13 protein-coding genes are annotated in these 15,878 nt (G+C 70.6%); 6 read left to right on the top strand and 7 right to left on the bottom strand.

Annotated features, from left to right (window positions below; all coding sequences use genetic code 11):
• Positions 1-30: 30 nt before the first annotated feature.
• Positions 31-540 carry a response regulator transcription factor gene (locus tag QSK32_RS03565; protein WP_045747133.1) on the top strand — a complete coding sequence of 170 codons (510 nt, stop codon included), beginning with the start codon at positions 31-33 and terminating at the stop codon, positions 538-540.
• A 106-nt stretch (positions 541-646) separates the two neighbouring features.
• Here the strand turns inward: QSK32_RS03565 and QSK32_RS03560 are convergent, their stop codons facing one another.
• Positions 647-1,213, bottom strand: coding sequence for a DUF1707 SHOCT-like domain-containing protein (locus tag QSK32_RS03560; protein ID WP_285471175.1), 567 nt, complete (start codon positions 1,211-1,213; stop codon positions 647-649).
• Between the two features lie 82 nt (positions 1,214-1,295).
• Here QSK32_RS03560 and QSK32_RS03555 point away from each other — a divergent pair, with 82 nt between their 5' ends.
• Positions 1,296-3,782 carry a DEAD/DEAH box helicase gene (locus QSK32_RS03555; protein ID WP_045747135.1) on the top strand — a complete coding sequence of 829 codons (2,487 nt, stop codon included), beginning with the start codon at positions 1,296-1,298 and terminating at the stop codon, positions 3,780-3,782.
• 4 nt (positions 3,783-3,786) lie between these two features.
• Here QSK32_RS03555 and QSK32_RS03550 read toward each other — a convergent pair whose 3' ends face one another.
• From QSK32_RS03550 to QSK32_RS03540, 3 genes are all read right to left on the bottom strand, one after another.
• On the bottom strand, positions 3,787-4,614 hold the full coding sequence (locus QSK32_RS03550) for a serine hydrolase (RefSeq protein WP_045747136.1): 828 nt from the start codon (positions 4,612-4,614) through the stop codon (positions 3,787-3,789).
• A 64-nt stretch (positions 4,615-4,678) separates the two neighbouring features.
• Complete coding sequence (locus QSK32_RS03545; RefSeq protein WP_285471174.1) at positions 4,679-6,490, bottom strand: sensor histidine kinase; 1,812 nt, start codon at positions 6,488-6,490, stop codon at positions 4,679-4,681.
• Positions 6,487-7,197, bottom strand: a complete 711-nt coding sequence (locus tag QSK32_RS03540) for a response regulator transcription factor (protein ID WP_211275583.1) — start codon at positions 7,195-7,197, stop codon at positions 6,487-6,489. Before QSK32_RS03540 ends, QSK32_RS03545 begins: the two co-directional genes overlap by 4 nt.
• A gap of 167 nt (positions 7,198-7,364) precedes the next feature.
• Between QSK32_RS03540 and asnB the strand changes: the two genes are divergently transcribed.
• Positions 7,365-9,302: an asparagine synthase (glutamine-hydrolyzing) gene (asnB, locus tag QSK32_RS03535; RefSeq protein WP_045747139.1), complete on the top strand. Its 1,938-nt coding sequence runs from the start codon at positions 7,365-7,367 to the stop codon at positions 9,300-9,302.
• 126 nt (positions 9,303-9,428) lie between these two features.
• On the opposite strand, the gene QSK32_RS03530 is transcribed toward asnB, so the two are convergent.
• The gene (locus QSK32_RS03530) at positions 9,429-10,226 is read right to left on the bottom strand and encodes an isocitrate lyase/PEP mutase family protein (RefSeq protein WP_045747149.1); all 798 of its coding nucleotides are present in this window, start codon (positions 10,224-10,226) and stop codon (positions 9,429-9,431) included.
• Positions 10,227-10,313: 87 nt separating this feature from the next.
• Between QSK32_RS03530 and QSK32_RS03525 the strand changes: the two genes are divergently transcribed.
• Complete coding sequence (locus QSK32_RS03525) at positions 10,314-11,087, top strand: pectate lyase (RefSeq protein ID WP_045747140.1); 774 nt, start codon at positions 10,314-10,316, stop codon at positions 11,085-11,087.
• Between the two features lie 188 nt (positions 11,088-11,275).
• Here QSK32_RS03525 and QSK32_RS03520 read toward each other — a convergent pair whose 3' ends face one another.
• Positions 11,276-11,785 carry an FBP domain-containing protein gene (locus QSK32_RS03520; RefSeq protein ID WP_045747141.1) on the bottom strand — a complete coding sequence of 170 codons (510 nt, stop codon included), beginning with the start codon at positions 11,783-11,785 and terminating at the stop codon, positions 11,276-11,278.
• Positions 11,786-11,972: 187 nt separating this feature from the next.
• Between QSK32_RS03520 and QSK32_RS03515 the strand changes: the two genes are divergently transcribed.
• A complete protein-coding gene (locus QSK32_RS03515) occupies positions 11,973-13,871 on the top strand; it encodes an endo-1,4-beta-xylanase (protein ID WP_285471173.1) in 1,899 nt (632 codons plus the stop codon).
• A gap of 103 nt (positions 13,872-13,974) precedes the next feature.
• On the opposite strand, the gene QSK32_RS03510 is transcribed toward QSK32_RS03515, so the two are convergent.
• Positions 13,975-14,574, bottom strand: coding sequence for a TetR/AcrR family transcriptional regulator (locus QSK32_RS03510; protein ID WP_045748373.1), 600 nt, complete (start codon positions 14,572-14,574; stop codon positions 13,975-13,977).
• 68 nt (positions 14,575-14,642) lie between these two features.
• Here QSK32_RS03510 and QSK32_RS03505 point away from each other — a divergent pair, with 68 nt between their 5' ends.
• A complete protein-coding gene (locus tag QSK32_RS03505) occupies positions 14,643-15,878 on the top strand; it encodes an alpha-amylase family protein (protein ID WP_285471172.1) in 1,236 nt (411 codons plus the stop codon).

Below are 15,878 nucleotides of genomic sequence, written 5' to 3'. Positions count from 1 at the left end.
TCCAAAAAGGAAAGATCTACATTCCCACTCATGTCAGTGCATACGCATCGAAGCCAGACTGGTGCCGTTGCGATCCGGCCAGTTCTGGCCCCACACCTGCAGGAGACGATCGAGTCTCTTGCCGCCGGGGAGACCGCACGAGAGATGGCGGCCCGCCTCTACATCTCTCCGAACACCGTCAAGTCCCGGCTGAAGACCCTCTATCAACAGCTGGGCGCGCGTGACCAGGCACATGCGGTCGCGATCGCGTTCCGGATGGGGGTGTTGCGGGCTGCCGACGAGCCCGACGACCCGAACGTGCAGCCGATCGTCGTCGGCGGTCTCAATCCGGACCGGCTGCGCACCACCATCGCCGACCTGACGGCCCTGCTGCGGATAGCGGAGAAGGCTCCGGCGTCCGAGGAGAACACCGCCGAGGCCTGCGAAGGATGCCGACAGGTGCTCAAGTACGTGGCGGAACTCGCCCGGCAGAGCAACGGCAACCCGTCGGTGGCACTGGACCAGATAGTGCAGATCGTGGAGGCGGCCAACGGCCGGTGAGTGGAGGCGGCCAACGGCCGCCGAGGCGCAACTCTGACCCCAGACGTCCCTGACAGATCCCGGTTCATCCCGTCGGGGAGGCGGCGGGGTGAACAGGGGCCAGGCGTCAGTCCGGCAGAGGCGCGTTCGGCGGCAGGGAGAACACCTCGACCGCACAGAACCAGGCATGCACGTGCATCCGGATCACCGGTGTGCCGGGCACCCGTGGCACCGCCGCCAGCCTGATCTGTTCCGAGCTGAACGCGCTCGCACCGCTCACCTCGACCTCGACACCCTCCGGGACGAACACCTTGAGTTCGCCGAAGACGCACGCGCCGGCGATCTCCACGACCGGTTCACCGGTCGTCATGCTGCGCAGGTCGAGTTTTGTCGAGCCGAACACCGTCCAGGTGTTCAGGCGCTGCGACCGCAGCCGCCACCGGCCGACCCGTCTGCGCTCGCCGAACACGGTGACCACCGAGTCGACCGTGCGCGCCGAGGTCACCACCGGTGTCGCGGCGAGGCCCTCGGTGGCCTTCGCCAGCTCCACCTCGGTCGAGGCGGCCCAGACGTCGCCGACGCGGACACTGAACTCCTCAAGAGTGAGTCTGCCGTCGCCGCAGGCGTGCTGCAGCAGCTCGGCCACTCTCTCGCGGTCGCCGTCGGAGATCGGCGCCGGCACGGGAACACCCACGCCAGAGACCTTAAACCTCACACGCCACAAGCGGTGCCCCTGCTGGGCTCGGCGAAGCGCGAGCTGCGAGACTGGGGGGATCATGACGCTGACCGATCGCATTCCCGGCACGGCTGAACCCGACGCCGTCTTCGACGCCTTCCAGACCTGGGTCACGGAACAGGGCATCACGCTCTATCCGCATCAGGAGGAGGCGCTGATCGAGATCGCGACCGGCGCGAACGTCATCCTCAACACCCCGACCGGCTCGGGCAAGAGCCTGGTCGCCGTCGGCGCGCACTTCGCCGCCCTGGCCGGCGACCGCACCACCTTCTACACCGCGCCGATCAAGGCACTGGTCAGCGAGAAGTTCTTCGCCCTCTGCGCGGTCTTCGGGGCCAAGAACGTCGGCATGCTGACCGGTGACGCCAGCGTCAACGCGGACGCCCCGATCATCTGCTGCACCGCGGAGATCCTGGCCAACCTGGCGCTGCGCGAGGGCGCCGACGCCGACGTCGGCCAGGTGGTCATGGACGAGTTCCACTTCTACGCCGAGCCGGACCGGGGCTGGGCGTGGCAGGTGCCGCTGATCGAGCTGCCGCAGGCGCAGTTCCTGCTGATGTCGGCCACCCTCGGCGACACCACGCGGTTCGTCGACGACCTCTCCCGGCGTACCGGGCGGCAGACCGCGGTGGTCGCCAACGCCGAGCGTCCGGTTCCGCTCCTTTTCGAGTACGCGATGACGCCGCTGCACGAGACCATCGAGGAACTCCTCTCCACCCGGCAGTCCCCGGTCTACATCGTGCACTTCACCCAGGCGGCCGCCCTGGAACGCGCGCAGTCGCTGATGAGCATCAACATGTGCACGCGCGAGGAGAAGGAGAAGATCGCCGCGGCGATCGGCAACTTCCGGTTCACGGCCGGTTTCGGGCGTACGCTCTCGCGCCTGGTCCGGCACGGCATCGGTGTGCACCACGCGGGCATGCTGCCGAAGTACCGCCGGCTGGTGGAGACCCTGGCGCAGGCCGGCCTCCTGAAGGTCATCTGCGGCACGGACACCCTCGGCGTCGGCATCAACGTGCCGATCCGCACCGTGCTGTTCACCGGCCTGTCCAAGTACGACGGGGTGAAGACCCGGCTGCTCAAGGCGCGCGAGTTCCACCAGATCGCCGGGCGGGCCGGCCGGGCCGGGTACGACACCATCGGCACCGTCATCGTGCAGGCGCCCGAGCATGTGATCGACAACGAGCGGGCCCTGGCGAAGGCCGGTGACGACCCGAAGAAGCGCCGCAAGGTGGTCCGCAAGAAGCCGCCGGAGGGCACCATCGGCTGGGGCCGGCCGACCTTCGACCGGCTGGTGGACGCCGAGCCGGAACCGTTGACGTCGTCGTTCCAGGTGTCGCACGCGATGCTGCTGAACGTGATGAACCGGGGCACCGACCCGTTCGCGGCGATGCGGCACCTGCTGACCGACAACCACGAGGAGCGTCCCGCGCAGCGCCGGCACATCCGGCGGGCCATCGCCATCGCGCGGGCCCTGATCGCCGGTGGTGTCATCGAGCGCACCGACGAGGGCGTCTACAAGCTGGTCGACGACCTGCAGCTGGACTTCGCCCTCAACCAGGCGCTGTCGCCGTTCGCGCTGGCCTGCCTGGAGCTGCTCGACAAGGAGTCTCCGGAGTACCCGCTGGACGTCGTCTCGGTGATCGAGTCGACGCTGGAGGATCCCCGGCAGATCGTCTCCGAGCAGCGTAAGAAGGCGCGGGGCGAGGCCGTCAACGCCATGAAGGCCGAGGGCATCGAATACGAGGAACGCATGCAGCTCCTCGAGGACGTGACCTGGCCGCAGCCGTTGCGGGAGCTGCTCGAGGCGGCGTACGAGACGTATCAGGGCGGGCACCCGTGGGTCGCCGACTACGAGATCAAGCCGAAGTCCGTGGTCCGCGACATGTACGAGCGGGCGATGACCTTCACCGAGTACGTGTCGTTCTACGGCCTGTCCCGGTCGGAGGGACTGGTGCTGCGGTACCTCGCGGACGCGTACCGGGCGCTGCGCCAGACGGTGCCGGAGGATGCCCGGACCGAGGAGCTCACCGACCTGGTCGAGTGGCTCGGTGAGCTGGTCCGGCAGGTCGACTCCAGCCTGCTCGACGAGTGGTCGCGGCTGCAGAATCCGACCGGCGAGGAGGTCGAGGTCCGCATCGACGACAAGCCGCCCGCGGTCACCCGTAACACCCGCGCCTTCCGGGTGCTGGTGCGTAACGCGATGTTCCGCCGGGTGGAGCTGGCCGCGTTGCGCCGCTGGGATCTGCTCGCCGAGCTGGACGCCGAGAACGGCTGGACCGCCGAACGCTGGCAGGCGGCGATCACCGAGTACTTCGAGGAGTACGACTCGCTGGGCACCGGCCCGGCGGCGCGCGGTCCGGCGTTCCTGCACATCGAGCAGGGCCCGGCGGTGTGGACGGTCCGTCAGGTCTTCGAGGACCCGGAGGGTGACCACGACTGGGGCATCGAGGCCACCGTCGACCTGGAGGCCTCGGACGAGGCCGGGACCGCCGCCGTGAAGGTGACGGCGGTCGGCCCGCAGTAGATCCTCAATACTCCAGGTGGGTACGCGTCGCGGCGACGATCTTCTCGACGAGCGCGATGCCGTCCTCCTTGGACGTGTTGCCGTGTGACAGCACCACCACGGAGACGTTGGTGGTGCGGTCCGCGGAGACCAGCCGGCCCAGGGTGTTGACCACCCAGCGGTCGCCGTCGTCGGCGCGGGTGTCCCAGCCGTTCTTGACCGGGGCCTGTTCGCCGTCGCGGGCTGCGGACGGCACACCCCAGACCTGGTCGGCGTTGACCGCGGACATCAGGTCGAAGAGGTACTGCCGGCGTTCGACGGTCAGTTCGCTCTGGTCGTTCACCAGGGTGCCGAGCAGGCGGGCCTGGTCGTCGGCGGTGGTGGTGGTCAGGCCCCACTCGTCGTCGACGGTGGTCTCCTCCATGCCGAGCCGCTCGTCGCACGCGGTGAGACCGGCGGCGCCGCCGACGCTCGCGAAGAGGGCCGTGGTGGCCTCGTTGTCGCTGGCTTTGATCATGCGGTCGGCGCGGGTGCGTTCCTCGTCGGTCAGGGTCCGGTCGTCGTCCTGGGCGTGCAGCAGCACGCATGCCAGCACGGCCACCTTCACCGCGCTGGCGGTGTCGAACCCGTCCGAGCCGTGGTAGGAGAACTCCCGGTCGTTCGCCTTGTCGAGCACGGCGACGGCGAACGCCGGGGACGTCTCGGCCAGGTCGTCGAGGGCGTTCGTCAGCCGCCACTGCTGGCGGCCCTCGGCGGTGAGCGGGGGCAGGACACCGGCCAGGATGAGTGCGCCGGCCACGGCGAGGACGGCCACCACGGCGGCGATCGGGACGAACAGTTTGCTGCGGAGCATTCGCGACTTCCTCATCGTCGGGGCGCACGGAAGAGTACGTGACGATCGCCGTCGGCGATGACCCTCACCGCGCCTGTTCCGGCAATTTCGTGATCGTCGGGAGGCGGGCGGTGAACGTGGTGCCCACTCCCGGGGTGCTCACCGCGTCCAGGGTGCCGCCCTGGTCGGCGATGATCCGGCGGGCGATGGTCAGGCCCAGCCCGGAACCGCCGGTGGCCCGCTGCCGGGCCGGGTCGGCACGCCAGAACCGGTCGAAGGCCCGGGCCAGTTCGTCGCCGGTCATGCCGACGCCGGTGTCGCGGACCGTCACCACCGCGTCCGGGCCTTCCCGGTGGACCGTCATCTCCACCTGGCCACCCGCGTCGGTGTACCGGATGGCGTTGCTGAGCAGGTTGCTGAACACCTGCCGCAGCCGTCCCGGGTCGGCGTAGACCTCGACCGGCTCGGGGGCATGGACGGTCAGGCGGATCCCGGCGGTGTCGGCGACCGCCCCGTGCGCGGTGGCCGTGGTCGCCACCATGTCGGACAGGTCCAGCAGTTCCGGCGAGTAGCCCAGGTCACCGGCCTCGGCCTGGGCCAGCACCTGCAGGTCGTCGAGGATCCGGCGCTGCAGCAGGGTCTCCTCGTGCAGGGAGGCGAACAGCTCGGGACTCGGCTCGATCACCCCGTCGGCCAGGCCCTCGAGGTAGCCGCGCAGGTTCGACAGCGGTGTCCGCAACTCGTGGGCGACGTCGGCGATCAGCCGCTGCTGGCGTTCCTCGCTGCGTTGCAGTGCTTCGGCCATCGCGTTGAACGACGCGGAGAGCCTCGCCACGTCGCCGTCGCCGCGGGCCGGCACCCGCACTTCCAGGCGTCCCGCGGCGAGTTGCAGCGAGGCCTGGGTGAGCACCCGCAGCGGCTGACTGACCCGGCGGGCTATCCACGCGGTGCCCAGGAAGGCGACCGCGACCAGGCCGATCGCGCCGAGCACGGCCGGGCGTCCCAGGTCGGTGAAGTCGGTCTCCTGCCGCGACCCGAAGTAGATCTCCACGGGGACCGCCGAGGTGGCCGCGGTGGCCTGGCTGAAGCCGCTGTTCAGGCATTCGCCGTAGGCGACCGCGCCGAACGTGCAGCCGGCCACCTGCAGCCACGCGGTGCGCAGGAACGCCCGGTCGGCGCGCACGCTGGAGGAGGCCCGGGCCAGGCACGGGCCGGCGTCGCCGCGCTGCGTGTCGCTGAGGTACGGCGGAACGTCCAGCCCCAGCGCGGCGTCCCCGGTGAGGCCGTTGTCCTGCGCGCACCGGATCGCGACCAGGGCCGCCTTGTACTGCGCCGCCTGGAACAGGGCGCGGGCTCCCGGGTCGGTGAACTCCCCGGTCCGGGGCGCGGCCGCGAACAGGTCCTTCGGCAGCGACGGCATCGCCGCGAGTTGCGTCTTGCGCTGCGCCTCCTTGGATGTGGGCTTCGTGGTGGGCCGCGGGTTGTCCAGGATCCGCTGCAGCGCCGCCTGCGAGCGGGTGATCGCGTCCTCCCAGATCCACCCGTCGAGCGCCGGCGCCGGGTCGACCCTGCGGGGCAGCAGCTGCACCGGGCCGGCGGCGCGCTTCTCCAGGTTGTCCGAGTCGGCGAGCACCTCGCTGTCCTCGGCGACCACCCGGATGTGCAGGCCGGTCCGGGCGGAGAGCCCGGCGACCACCGTGTCCAGGCCGTTCCAGCGGCCGTTGCGGGTGCCGAAGTCGCGGATCCCGTTCAGGATCTCCGCCTCGTGCCGTTCGCGCGCCTGATCGACCCGGGTCACCTCGCGTGACGTCAGACTCAGCGTCAGCCAGGCGGTGGCGCCGATCGCGGTGGTCGCCACCACCAGGACCAGCAGGAAGATCCGGAGCCGGAAGCTCACTGCTCGGCCATCCGGTATCCCCTCCCGTACACGGTCTGCACGTAACGCGGATCGGCCGGGTTGCGCTCGATCTTGCGGCGCAGGTTGACCACGTGCGCGTCGACGGTCCGTTCCGAGACGTCGTTCTCGAAGCCGAACGTCTTGTCGATGATCTGGCCGCGGGTGAAGACCCGTCCCGGCTCGCGGGCCAGCAGTTCCAGGATGCCGAACTCCTTGGCGGTCAGCGGCACCGGCTCGCCGTTCACCCGGACCTCGAACCGCGGGGGATCCACCTCGAGTTCGCCGACCCGCAGGATCTCCGAGGTCTCCGTGCTGCCGCTGCGGGCCCGGCGCAGCAGGGCGCGGACCCGGGCGGTGAGCTCCCGCGGGCTGACCGGTTTGCTCAGGTAGTCGTCGGCCCCGATGTCCAGGCCGAGCAGCATGTCGTTCTCCGCCGAGCGGGCGGTCACCAGCAGGATCGCCACCTGGGCGAGCGCGGCGTCGGACTCGGCGCGCAGGATCCGGCAGACGTCCAGGCCGTCGACGATCGGCATCATCCAGTCCAGCACCAGCAGGTCCGGCCGGCGGGCCCGGGCCTGCTCCAGAGCCGCCCTGCCGTCACTCACGGTGAGAACCTGGTGGCCCTCGCGTTCGAGGTAGAGACGGATCAGCTGGGCGTGCTTGGGGTCGTCATCGGCGACAAGGATGCGGGCGGTCACGTTTCGCATTCTTGCCGACCGGGTCCAGTCGACCAAGAAATGTCAGGAACCCGTGAAGATCCGGTCCCCGATTCGTGCCGCACAGCAATCCCCCAAGCTTCCGCACAGGTTCTTCACAACCCGGTGCCTATGTTCGGTCCGCTTCACCCACCCCCGCAGGACCAGAGGAGGCCAACATGTGCGGCCTGAGCGTGTTCGTCAGCAGCCGGTCCGTCGCCGGACCTCCGGACGCCGAGACGCAGGCGGCGTTCGCCGCCGCGCTGGAGAGCATCCACCATCGTGGACCGGACGACACCCAGATCGAGTACGGCGACGGGTACGCGTTCGGTTTCAAGCGCCTCGCGATCATCGACCGTGACCACTCGGTGCAGCCGCTGCGGTACGCCGATCGCTGGACCGTGGTCTTCAACGGGGAGATCTACAACTACCGGGAGCTGCGGGCCGACCTGATCCGCGAGCACGGCGCGGTGTTCGCCACCGAGGGCGACAGCGAGGTGCTGGCCGCGGCCTTCCACTACTGGGGTGAGGCGGCCCTGCCGCGGATGCGGGGCATGTTCGCGTTCGTCGCGTTCGACCACCGCACCGGGACCCTGCACGCCGCCCGGGACGCGTTCGGCATCAAGCCGCTGTACGTGCTGGAGACCGCCGACGGCCTGTTCCTGTCCAGCGAGCGCAAGTGCCTCGACGCGTTCGCCGCGCCGGCCGGTGCGGCGCTGAACACCGACGCCGTCGCCCACTACCTGACCTTCCAGTTCGTGCCGGACCCGCTGACCCTGCACCGGCACATCCGCCGGCTGCCCCCGGGTCACCGTCTGATCTGGACCGCCGGCGGTGGCGTCCGCGAGCACCGCTGGTTCCGCCCGTCGCTGCGGCCGCTGCGCCTGGAGCCGGAGATGGCCCAGGCCGCCATCCGGGATGCGCTGACCGCGAGCGTCAAGAAGCACCTGCACGCGGACGTGCCGGTCGGCACCTTCCTGTCCAGTGGTGTCGACTCGTCGGCGATCGCCGCGCTGGCCGCCCGGGAGAAGCCGGACCTGCACGCCTTCACCGCCGGGTTCGCCGCCCAGGGCTACTCCGAGATCGACATCGCCCAGCACACCGCCGACCAGCTCGGCATCCGGCTGACCCCGACCGTGGTCAGCGACGAGGACGTGCTGGACGCGCTGCCGCGCATCACCCAGCTGCTCGACGACCCGATCGCCGACCCGTCGCTGATCCCGCTCTACTTCCTGGCCCGCACCGCGTCGCAGCACGTCACCGTGGTGCTCTCCGGTGAGGGCTCGGACGAGTTGTTCGGCGGGTACACCATCTACCGCGAGCCGCTGTCGCTGGCCGGTGTCGAGAAGCTGCCGCCGGGCATGAAGCGCAGCCTGCACAAGCTGGCCGAGGTGCTGCCCGAGGGGGTCCGGGGACGGTCGTTCCTGGAGCGCGGCACCACCCCGATCGAGCAGCGCTACTACGGCAACGCCCGGATCTTCGACCCGGAGGAGAAGTCGCGGCTGATGCGCTACACGGCGCAGCCGCACACCGACATCACCGCGCACCTGTACGCCGAGACCGCGGACGTCGACGACGTCGCCTCGATGCAGTACGTCGACCTGCACACCTGGCTGCCCGGCGACATCCTGTGCAAGGCCGACCGGATGTCGATGGCGCACAGCATCGAACTGCGGGTGCCCTTCCTCGACCAGCAGGTCTACGCGGCCGCCGCGGGCCTGCCCACCGAGATGAAGTTGCCCTCCGGCAGCATCGCCACCAAGCACGCGCTGCGGGAGGCGATGCGCGGCATCGTCCCCGAGTCGGTCCGCGAGGCCAAGAAGCTGGGCTTCCCGACCCCGACCCGGGTCTGGCTCAAGGGCATGATCGGTGACTGGGTGGACCACCTGCTCGCCACCTCGCAGACCGGTCACCTGCTCGACCTGGGGTACGCCCGCGGCCTGCTCGCCGAGCACCGCGCCGGCGTCGCCGACCGGTCCCGCAAGGTCTGGACGGTGGCCATGTTCTGCCTGTGGCACGCCATCCACGTCGAGAAGACGATCACCGTGCAGCAGCCGCGGATCCCGGAGCGTGCCGCGTACCGCCGGTCGATGCGCGAGACCGCCCTGCTGGGCTGAGATCGCGCCGCCGGGGGTCTCCCCGCCCCCGGCGGCGGCAGTTGCGCACGACTCCTGCCATCCGCTGTGGAGGTGGCATCGTCAGCCGGTCCGGGGCCTGACGCGACCGGGGCCGACGGGACTGCTTCACGGCGTACCCGTCACAGGTCGATCGCCGAAGGCGGCGCTGATCTCCGTCGCGGACAGCGCGCCCTTGCGGAAGCCCGTGGTGCCGGTGACCTGCAGTTCGCGGGCGGCGTCGCGCAGCGCGCCGTAGGCCGCCCAGGCCAGCGCACCGCCGGTGGAGACCCGCCGCACCCCCAGCGCCGCCAGTTCCGGGACGCTCGGCGCGCCCGGCACGGTCAGCACGTTCACCGGCGCCCCGACCGCCTCGACGACCCGGGTGATGTCGGCCGGTTCGCTCAGTCCCGGGGCGTAGAGGACGTCCGCGCCCGCCTGGCGGAACGCGACCAGCCGCGCGATCGTGTCGTCGAGATCGTCGATGCCGTAGAGGTGGTTCTCGGCGCGGGCGGTCAGCACCAGCCCCCGTCCGGCGGCCGCGGCCACCCGCTCGACCGCCCGGGGCAGCTCGTCGATCCGGGCGCCCACCGGGTCGTAGTCCTCGATGGAGAGCCCCGCGGCGCCCGCCTCCGCCAGCAGGCCGGCCGTCTCGGCGACGCCCTCCGGGGTCTCGGCGTAACCCCGCTCGGCGTCCACGCTGACCGGGATCGACACCGCGGCGGTCATCAGCGCCACGTGCGCCACCAGTTCGTCGCGGGTCACCGCCTGGTCCCGTTTGCCGAGGGTGGCGGCGAAACCGGACGAGGTCGTGGCGATCGCGGCGAATCCCAGACTTTCCAGAATTTTCGCGGACCCCGTGTCCCAGGCGTTGGGCAGCAGAAACGTGCCGGACTCGTGCAGTTCGCGGAACCTCGTCGCCGTCATGGTCGCCACTTTAGGTGAACCGGAGTCGGTCTTCTGTCCGTGTCATTCCTCGACGGAGCAAGCCCCCCTCGACCGGAAGGCCCAGTGATGTCCGGATTCAAGCGCGCCAGAGGAAGACTGATCGTCGCGGCGGTCGCCGTGGTCGGTGTGGGCGCGGCGGTGGCCTTCACCAACTTCTCGTCCGCGGCCGAGGTACCCCCGGCCACCGGCGAACAGGTCGTGACCGCGAGCATCGAGGTCTCCGGTGTGTTCGACGGCGCGAACAAGCGTTTCATCGGCGGCGGTGACCTCGGCGACGGCGGTCAGGCCGAGGGCCAGGACGCGCTCTTCGAACTCGCCGACGGCGCCACCCTGAGCAACGTGATCCTGGGCAGCCCGGCCGCCGACGGCGTGCACTGCGCGGGCAGCTGCACCCTGACCAACGTGCACTGGGAGGACGTCGGCGAGGACGCGGCCACGTTCCGCGGCGAGGACGCGACGGTCGTCATCGACGGCGGCAGCGCGGCCTCCGCCTCCGACAAGGTGTTCCAGGACAACCGGGGTGCCGGCGGCTCGGTGACGATCCGCAACTTCGAGGTCTCCGACTTCGGCAAGCTCTACCGGTCCTGCGGCAACTGCTCCACCCAGGCGGCCCGCACGGTCAGCATCGAGAACATCGTCGCCACCGCCCCCGGCAACACCCTGGCCGGTATCAACGTCAACCTCGGCGACAAGCTGACCATCGACGGCGTCACCCTGGTCGGCGACGACATCAGCCTGTGCGACCTGTTCGAGGGCAACGACACCGGCGAGGAGCCCACGAAGATCGGCTCCGGCCCGGACGGCGAGGCGTGCGTCGCCACCGGGGTCACCGGTCCCTGACCCGTCATGGTCGGGGCGGGACTGCCGGTCACGCTCTCTCACCGGTACGCGTGACCGGCGGCCCCGCCCCGGCCGCGGCGCGGCCGTCCCCGACGGAGAAGCCCCGCCTTCCGCGTCTGCGGTGGGCGGGGCTTCGTCTTGTGTGGTCACTCGGTGTGCCGGTCATCGGCGGGTCTCCTCCCGCATGGTCAGCCGGCCGACACGCGGTCGGTGAAGGCGGACAGGTTGCGCAGGGACCGGTCGATGCGTTCCGGCAGGGTGAGGGTCTCCTCGCGGCGGACCAGGCGCATCCGCGGCTTGCGCTTGCCCCGCAGGTAGAGCGAGCAGGCCAGGTCGGCGCAGAGGTACTGACCGACGGTGTTGCCCTTGCGGCCGGACGGGCCGGCGAGCGGCGCCACGAACAGCGCCACCCCGGACGCGGCGTGCTCGGTCAGGCAGACCTGGCACATGCTGGATCGCAGGGCACTGGTCTTCGTGCTCTCCGGGCGGCGCAGCACGAGGCCGGTGGGACCGTCCGCGCCCGGCACGACCAGCAGCGCGCGCAGTGGCGCTGCCGGGTCGGTCCAGCCGAGGAAGTCCAGGTCGTCCCAGGGGGTCTCGCCGGTGGCGAAACCGGCCGGGAGCCTGATCCGGGTCGCCTCGCCCTTGGTGCAGTTGATGAAGGAGTCGCGGATCTCCTTCTCGTCGAGTGGTCGCATGCGCGTCAACCTAGTGATCACGGCCGGGCGGGGCATCCGCATTTCCCCGGCAGTCCGTCAGCGCCGCGGAAACGCGCCGTTCACGCCGTTGTAACGGGAGCGCTCCCATGCAACGATGACTGTCGATGAATTTCCTGTGTCCCCGGAGAGGCTTCCGGCGTACCCCCGGAGAAGAAGGAGCCGGCACATGCGCGCACTCGCGCGGCTGGCCGTGACCACCCTGCTGGTCGCGGCTCCTCTCACCGCCGTCACGGCGGCCGCGAGCGCGGTCGCCGACCCCACCCCGATCACCGTCCTGACCAGTGACTTCGAGGACGGCACCGTCCAGGGCTGGGCGGGACGCTCGGCCGAGACGCTGGCGCCCAGCACCACCGTCGCGCACGGCGGGACCGGCAGCCTGTCGGTCAGCGGGCGCACCGCGACCTGGCAGGGACCCTCGTTCGACGTGCTGGACACGTTCGTGAAGGGCACCGCCTACACGATCTCGGTGTGGGTACGGACGGCGTCCGGCTCGGACAACGCGCGGCTCAGCGTGGAACGCCGCACCGGTGGCGTCGCCGCCTACGACCAGGTGGCCGGCAACACCGCGGTCACCTCCGGCGGCTGGACGAACCTGACCGGGCGCTACACCCTGGCCACCGACGTCGAGTTCCTGCGGATCTACGTGGAGACCGCGTCGACGACCGGCGCGTTCTTCATCGACGACGTGACCGCCAGTTACGTGCCGGCGCTGCCGATCCAGACCGGCATCCCCAGCGTCAAGGACGTGGTCACCGAGTTCCCGGTCGGGGCGGCGATCACCGGGGCCGAGACGGTGACCGAACACGGTCAGCTGCTCGCCAAGCACTTCGCCAGCGTCACACCGGGCAACGCGCTGAAGTGGGACGCCACCGAACCCAGCGAGAACACCTTCACCTACACGCAGGCCGACCCGCTGATCGCCTGGGCGAAGGCGCACGGCACCGCCGTCCGCGGGCACACCCTGGTCTGGCACAACCAGACACCGGCCTGGGTGTTCCTCGGCGCCGACGGCCAGCCGATGACGGCCACCGCCGAGGACAAGGAACTCCTGCTCGGCCGGCTGGAGAACCACATCCGCAACGTGGCCGGCCACTACGGCGACGACATCGGCGTGTGGGACGTGGTCAACGAGGTGATCGACGAGAGCCAGGCGGACGGGATGCGCCGCAGCACCTGGTTCACGGTGACCGGTCTGGACTACATCCGGACGGCGTTCCGGGTGGCCCGGGAGGTGCTGCCGGCCGCGACGCTGTGCATCAACGACTACAACACGAACGTCGCGGCCAAACGGGACGCCCTGTTCGCCCTGGTGTCGCAGCTGCGCACGGAGGGTGTGCCGGTCGACTGCGTCGGGCACCAGATGCACATCAACGTGAGCTGGCCGTCGGTGGCCGACACCCGGGCGATGCTGCAGAAGTTCGTGCCGCTGGGCGTGGAGCAGCAGATCACCGAGATGGACGTGAGCATCTACACCGGCAGCGGCGAGTCGTTCCCGGCGCCGCCGGCCGATCGGCTGCTGCAGCAGGCGTACGTGTACCGGGACATGTTCGCGCTGTTCCGCGAGTTCGCCGGGGAGATCACCTCGGTGACGCTGTGGGGACTGGCCGACGACAACACCTGGCTGGACACGTTCCCGGTGACCCGCAAGGACGCGCCGCTGCTGTTCGACACGGTGCTCCAGGCCAAGTCGGCATACTGGGGCGTGGTGGACCCGTCCAAGATCGAACAGACACCTCCGGGCACCTCGGGATGTGCCGTCACCTACCGGGTCACCGGCAGCTGGACCGGCGGGTTCCAGGGTGAGGTGAAGGTCGCGAACACCGGGACCACGGCCTGGACCGGCTGGACCCTGACATGGGCGTTCACCGGCGGGCAGACCGTCACCCAGCTCTGGAACGGCACGGTGGCGCAGTCCGGGACGGCGGTGACCGTCACCAACACGTCGTGGAACGGGGCGGTCGCGGGCGGCGGCTCGGCGACGGCCGGTTTCCTCGGCAGCTGGACCGGCGGCAACCCGGCGCCGACGGCCTTCACCGTGAACGGGACGGCCTGCACCGTTCTCTGAGCGATCCGGAGGCGGCGCCCGCTTGGCACGAGTGGGCGCCGCAGGATCATTTCCTCACAACTGGGACATCAACTGCGCGATCGGTCCGAGATCGGACATGAATTCAGGCCGCCCAGTCGCCGAGGGCACCTTCCAGCGCGCCCAGTGCGGCGTCGATCAGGGACCAGCGGTCGTCCGGTGGGCAGCCCCGGCCGGCCCAGTGCAGGCAGGCGGCATCCAGGAGACCGAACCAGCCCCACAGCGCGTACGCGTGCCGCAGCTGCTCGTTCGGCGCGAGCAGGCTCCGCAGGTGCTCCACCTGGTCGCGGCGGGCCTCGGCACGGACACCGTCGACGACGGACGGGTGGTTGAGCGGCAACGCCCAGGACGCCGGCTGTTCGGCGACGTGGTCCAGGTGGACGATCACCATCGCGCGGACCCGGTCTCGCACCGGCACCCCGGCGGGCAGCGCGGCGAGGGCCGCGTCCTGGCGTTCGAGCAGTTCCCGCAGGGCGCGGCGGACGACCTCCGCGTAGAGGTCGTCCTTGCCGGCGAAGTAGCGGTACACCAGAGCGTCGGAGGCGCCGGCTTGCGCCGCGATCGTGGAGATCTTGACTTGGGGGTACGCCTGGCGTGCGAACTCGACGGCGGCCGCGGTGAGGATCGCGGCCCGCCGTTCGTCCGGGTCGAGTCGCTGGCGGGGCTGCCGGTCGGTACGTGCCACGGTGGCATCCTAGCGCCTATTGAACTAGCCTCACTAATGTTAGTGAATCCGGTTCAATAGGAGGCGCCATGTCCTGGGTCGACCACGCCATCTGGTGGCACGTCTATCCGCTCGGCTTCACCGGCGCGCCGATCCGCGACCCCGGCCCGTCCCCCGCACCCCGGCTGCGCCGTCTGCTGCCCTGGCTGGACTACGCCATCGAGCTGGGCGCCTCCGGGCTGCTGCTCGGACCGGTCTTCGCCGCCGCCACCCACGGATACGACAGCCTCGACCAGTTCCGGATCGACCCGCGGCTCGGCGACGACGGCGACTTCGACGACCTGGTGGCGGCCTGCCGGGCACGGGGGCTGCGGATCGTGCTCGACGGCGTCTTCAGTCACGTCGGCAGCGACCACCCCGAGCTGCTGCGGGCGCTGCGCGACGGCCCGGACAGCCCGGCCGCCGGCCTGTTCGACATCGACTGGGCGGCCCGCACGCCGCGGCTCTTCGAGGGGCACCCCGGCCTGGCCCGGCTCGACCACCGGTCCGCGCAGGCCGTGGACTACACCGCCGCGGTCCTGGAACACTGGCTGGACCGCGGGATCGACGGGTGGCGGCTGGACGCGGCGTACTCGGTCGATCCGGCCTTCTGGTCCCGGGTCCTGCCCCGCGTTCGGGAGAAGCACCCCGACGCGTGGTTCCTCGGCGAGGTCATCCACGGCGACTACCCGGGGTTCGTGGCGGCATCCGGCGTCGACTCCGTCACCCAGTACGAGCTGTGGAAGGCCCTCTGGTCCAGCCTGCGGGACCGCAACCTGTTCGAACTGGACTGGGCGCTGACCCGGCACAACGGCTTCCTGGAAACCTTCGTGCCGAACACCTTCGCCGGCAACCACGACGTCACCCGGATCGCCAGCCTGGCCGGGGCCGACGGGGCGGTGGCCGCCTGCGCGGTGGTGATGACCGTCGGCGGGATCCCGTCGGTGTACGCCGGCGACGAGCAGGGCTTCACCGGCGTCAAGGAGGACCGGATCGGCGGCGACGACGCGGTACGCCCGGAGTTCCCCGAACAGCCCGCCGGCCTGGCCGACTGGGGCAAGGACGTGCACCGGGCGCACCAGGAGCTGATCGGATTGCGCCGGCGCCACCCGTGGCTGACCACCGCGACCACCGAGAGCCGCGAGCTGACCAACACCCGCTACGTCTACCGCACCCGTTCCCGCGACGGCGACGACCACCTGGACGTGGAGATCGACCTGGCCGGCCCGCCCGCGGTGACCGTCCGCGACCGGTCCGGCCAGGTCCTGTGGAGTCAGCGGGGCTGA

Origin of the sequence: Actinoplanes sp. NBRC 101535 (genome assembly GCF_030269225.1) — a bacterium.
In the GTDB taxonomy this organism is placed as follows: Bacteria; Actinomycetota; Actinomycetes; order Mycobacteriales; family Micromonosporaceae; genus Actinoplanes; species Actinoplanes rectilineatus.
Note: the sequence above shows the minus strand (reverse complement) of the source record. Positions and strands in the feature narration are given on the sequence as shown.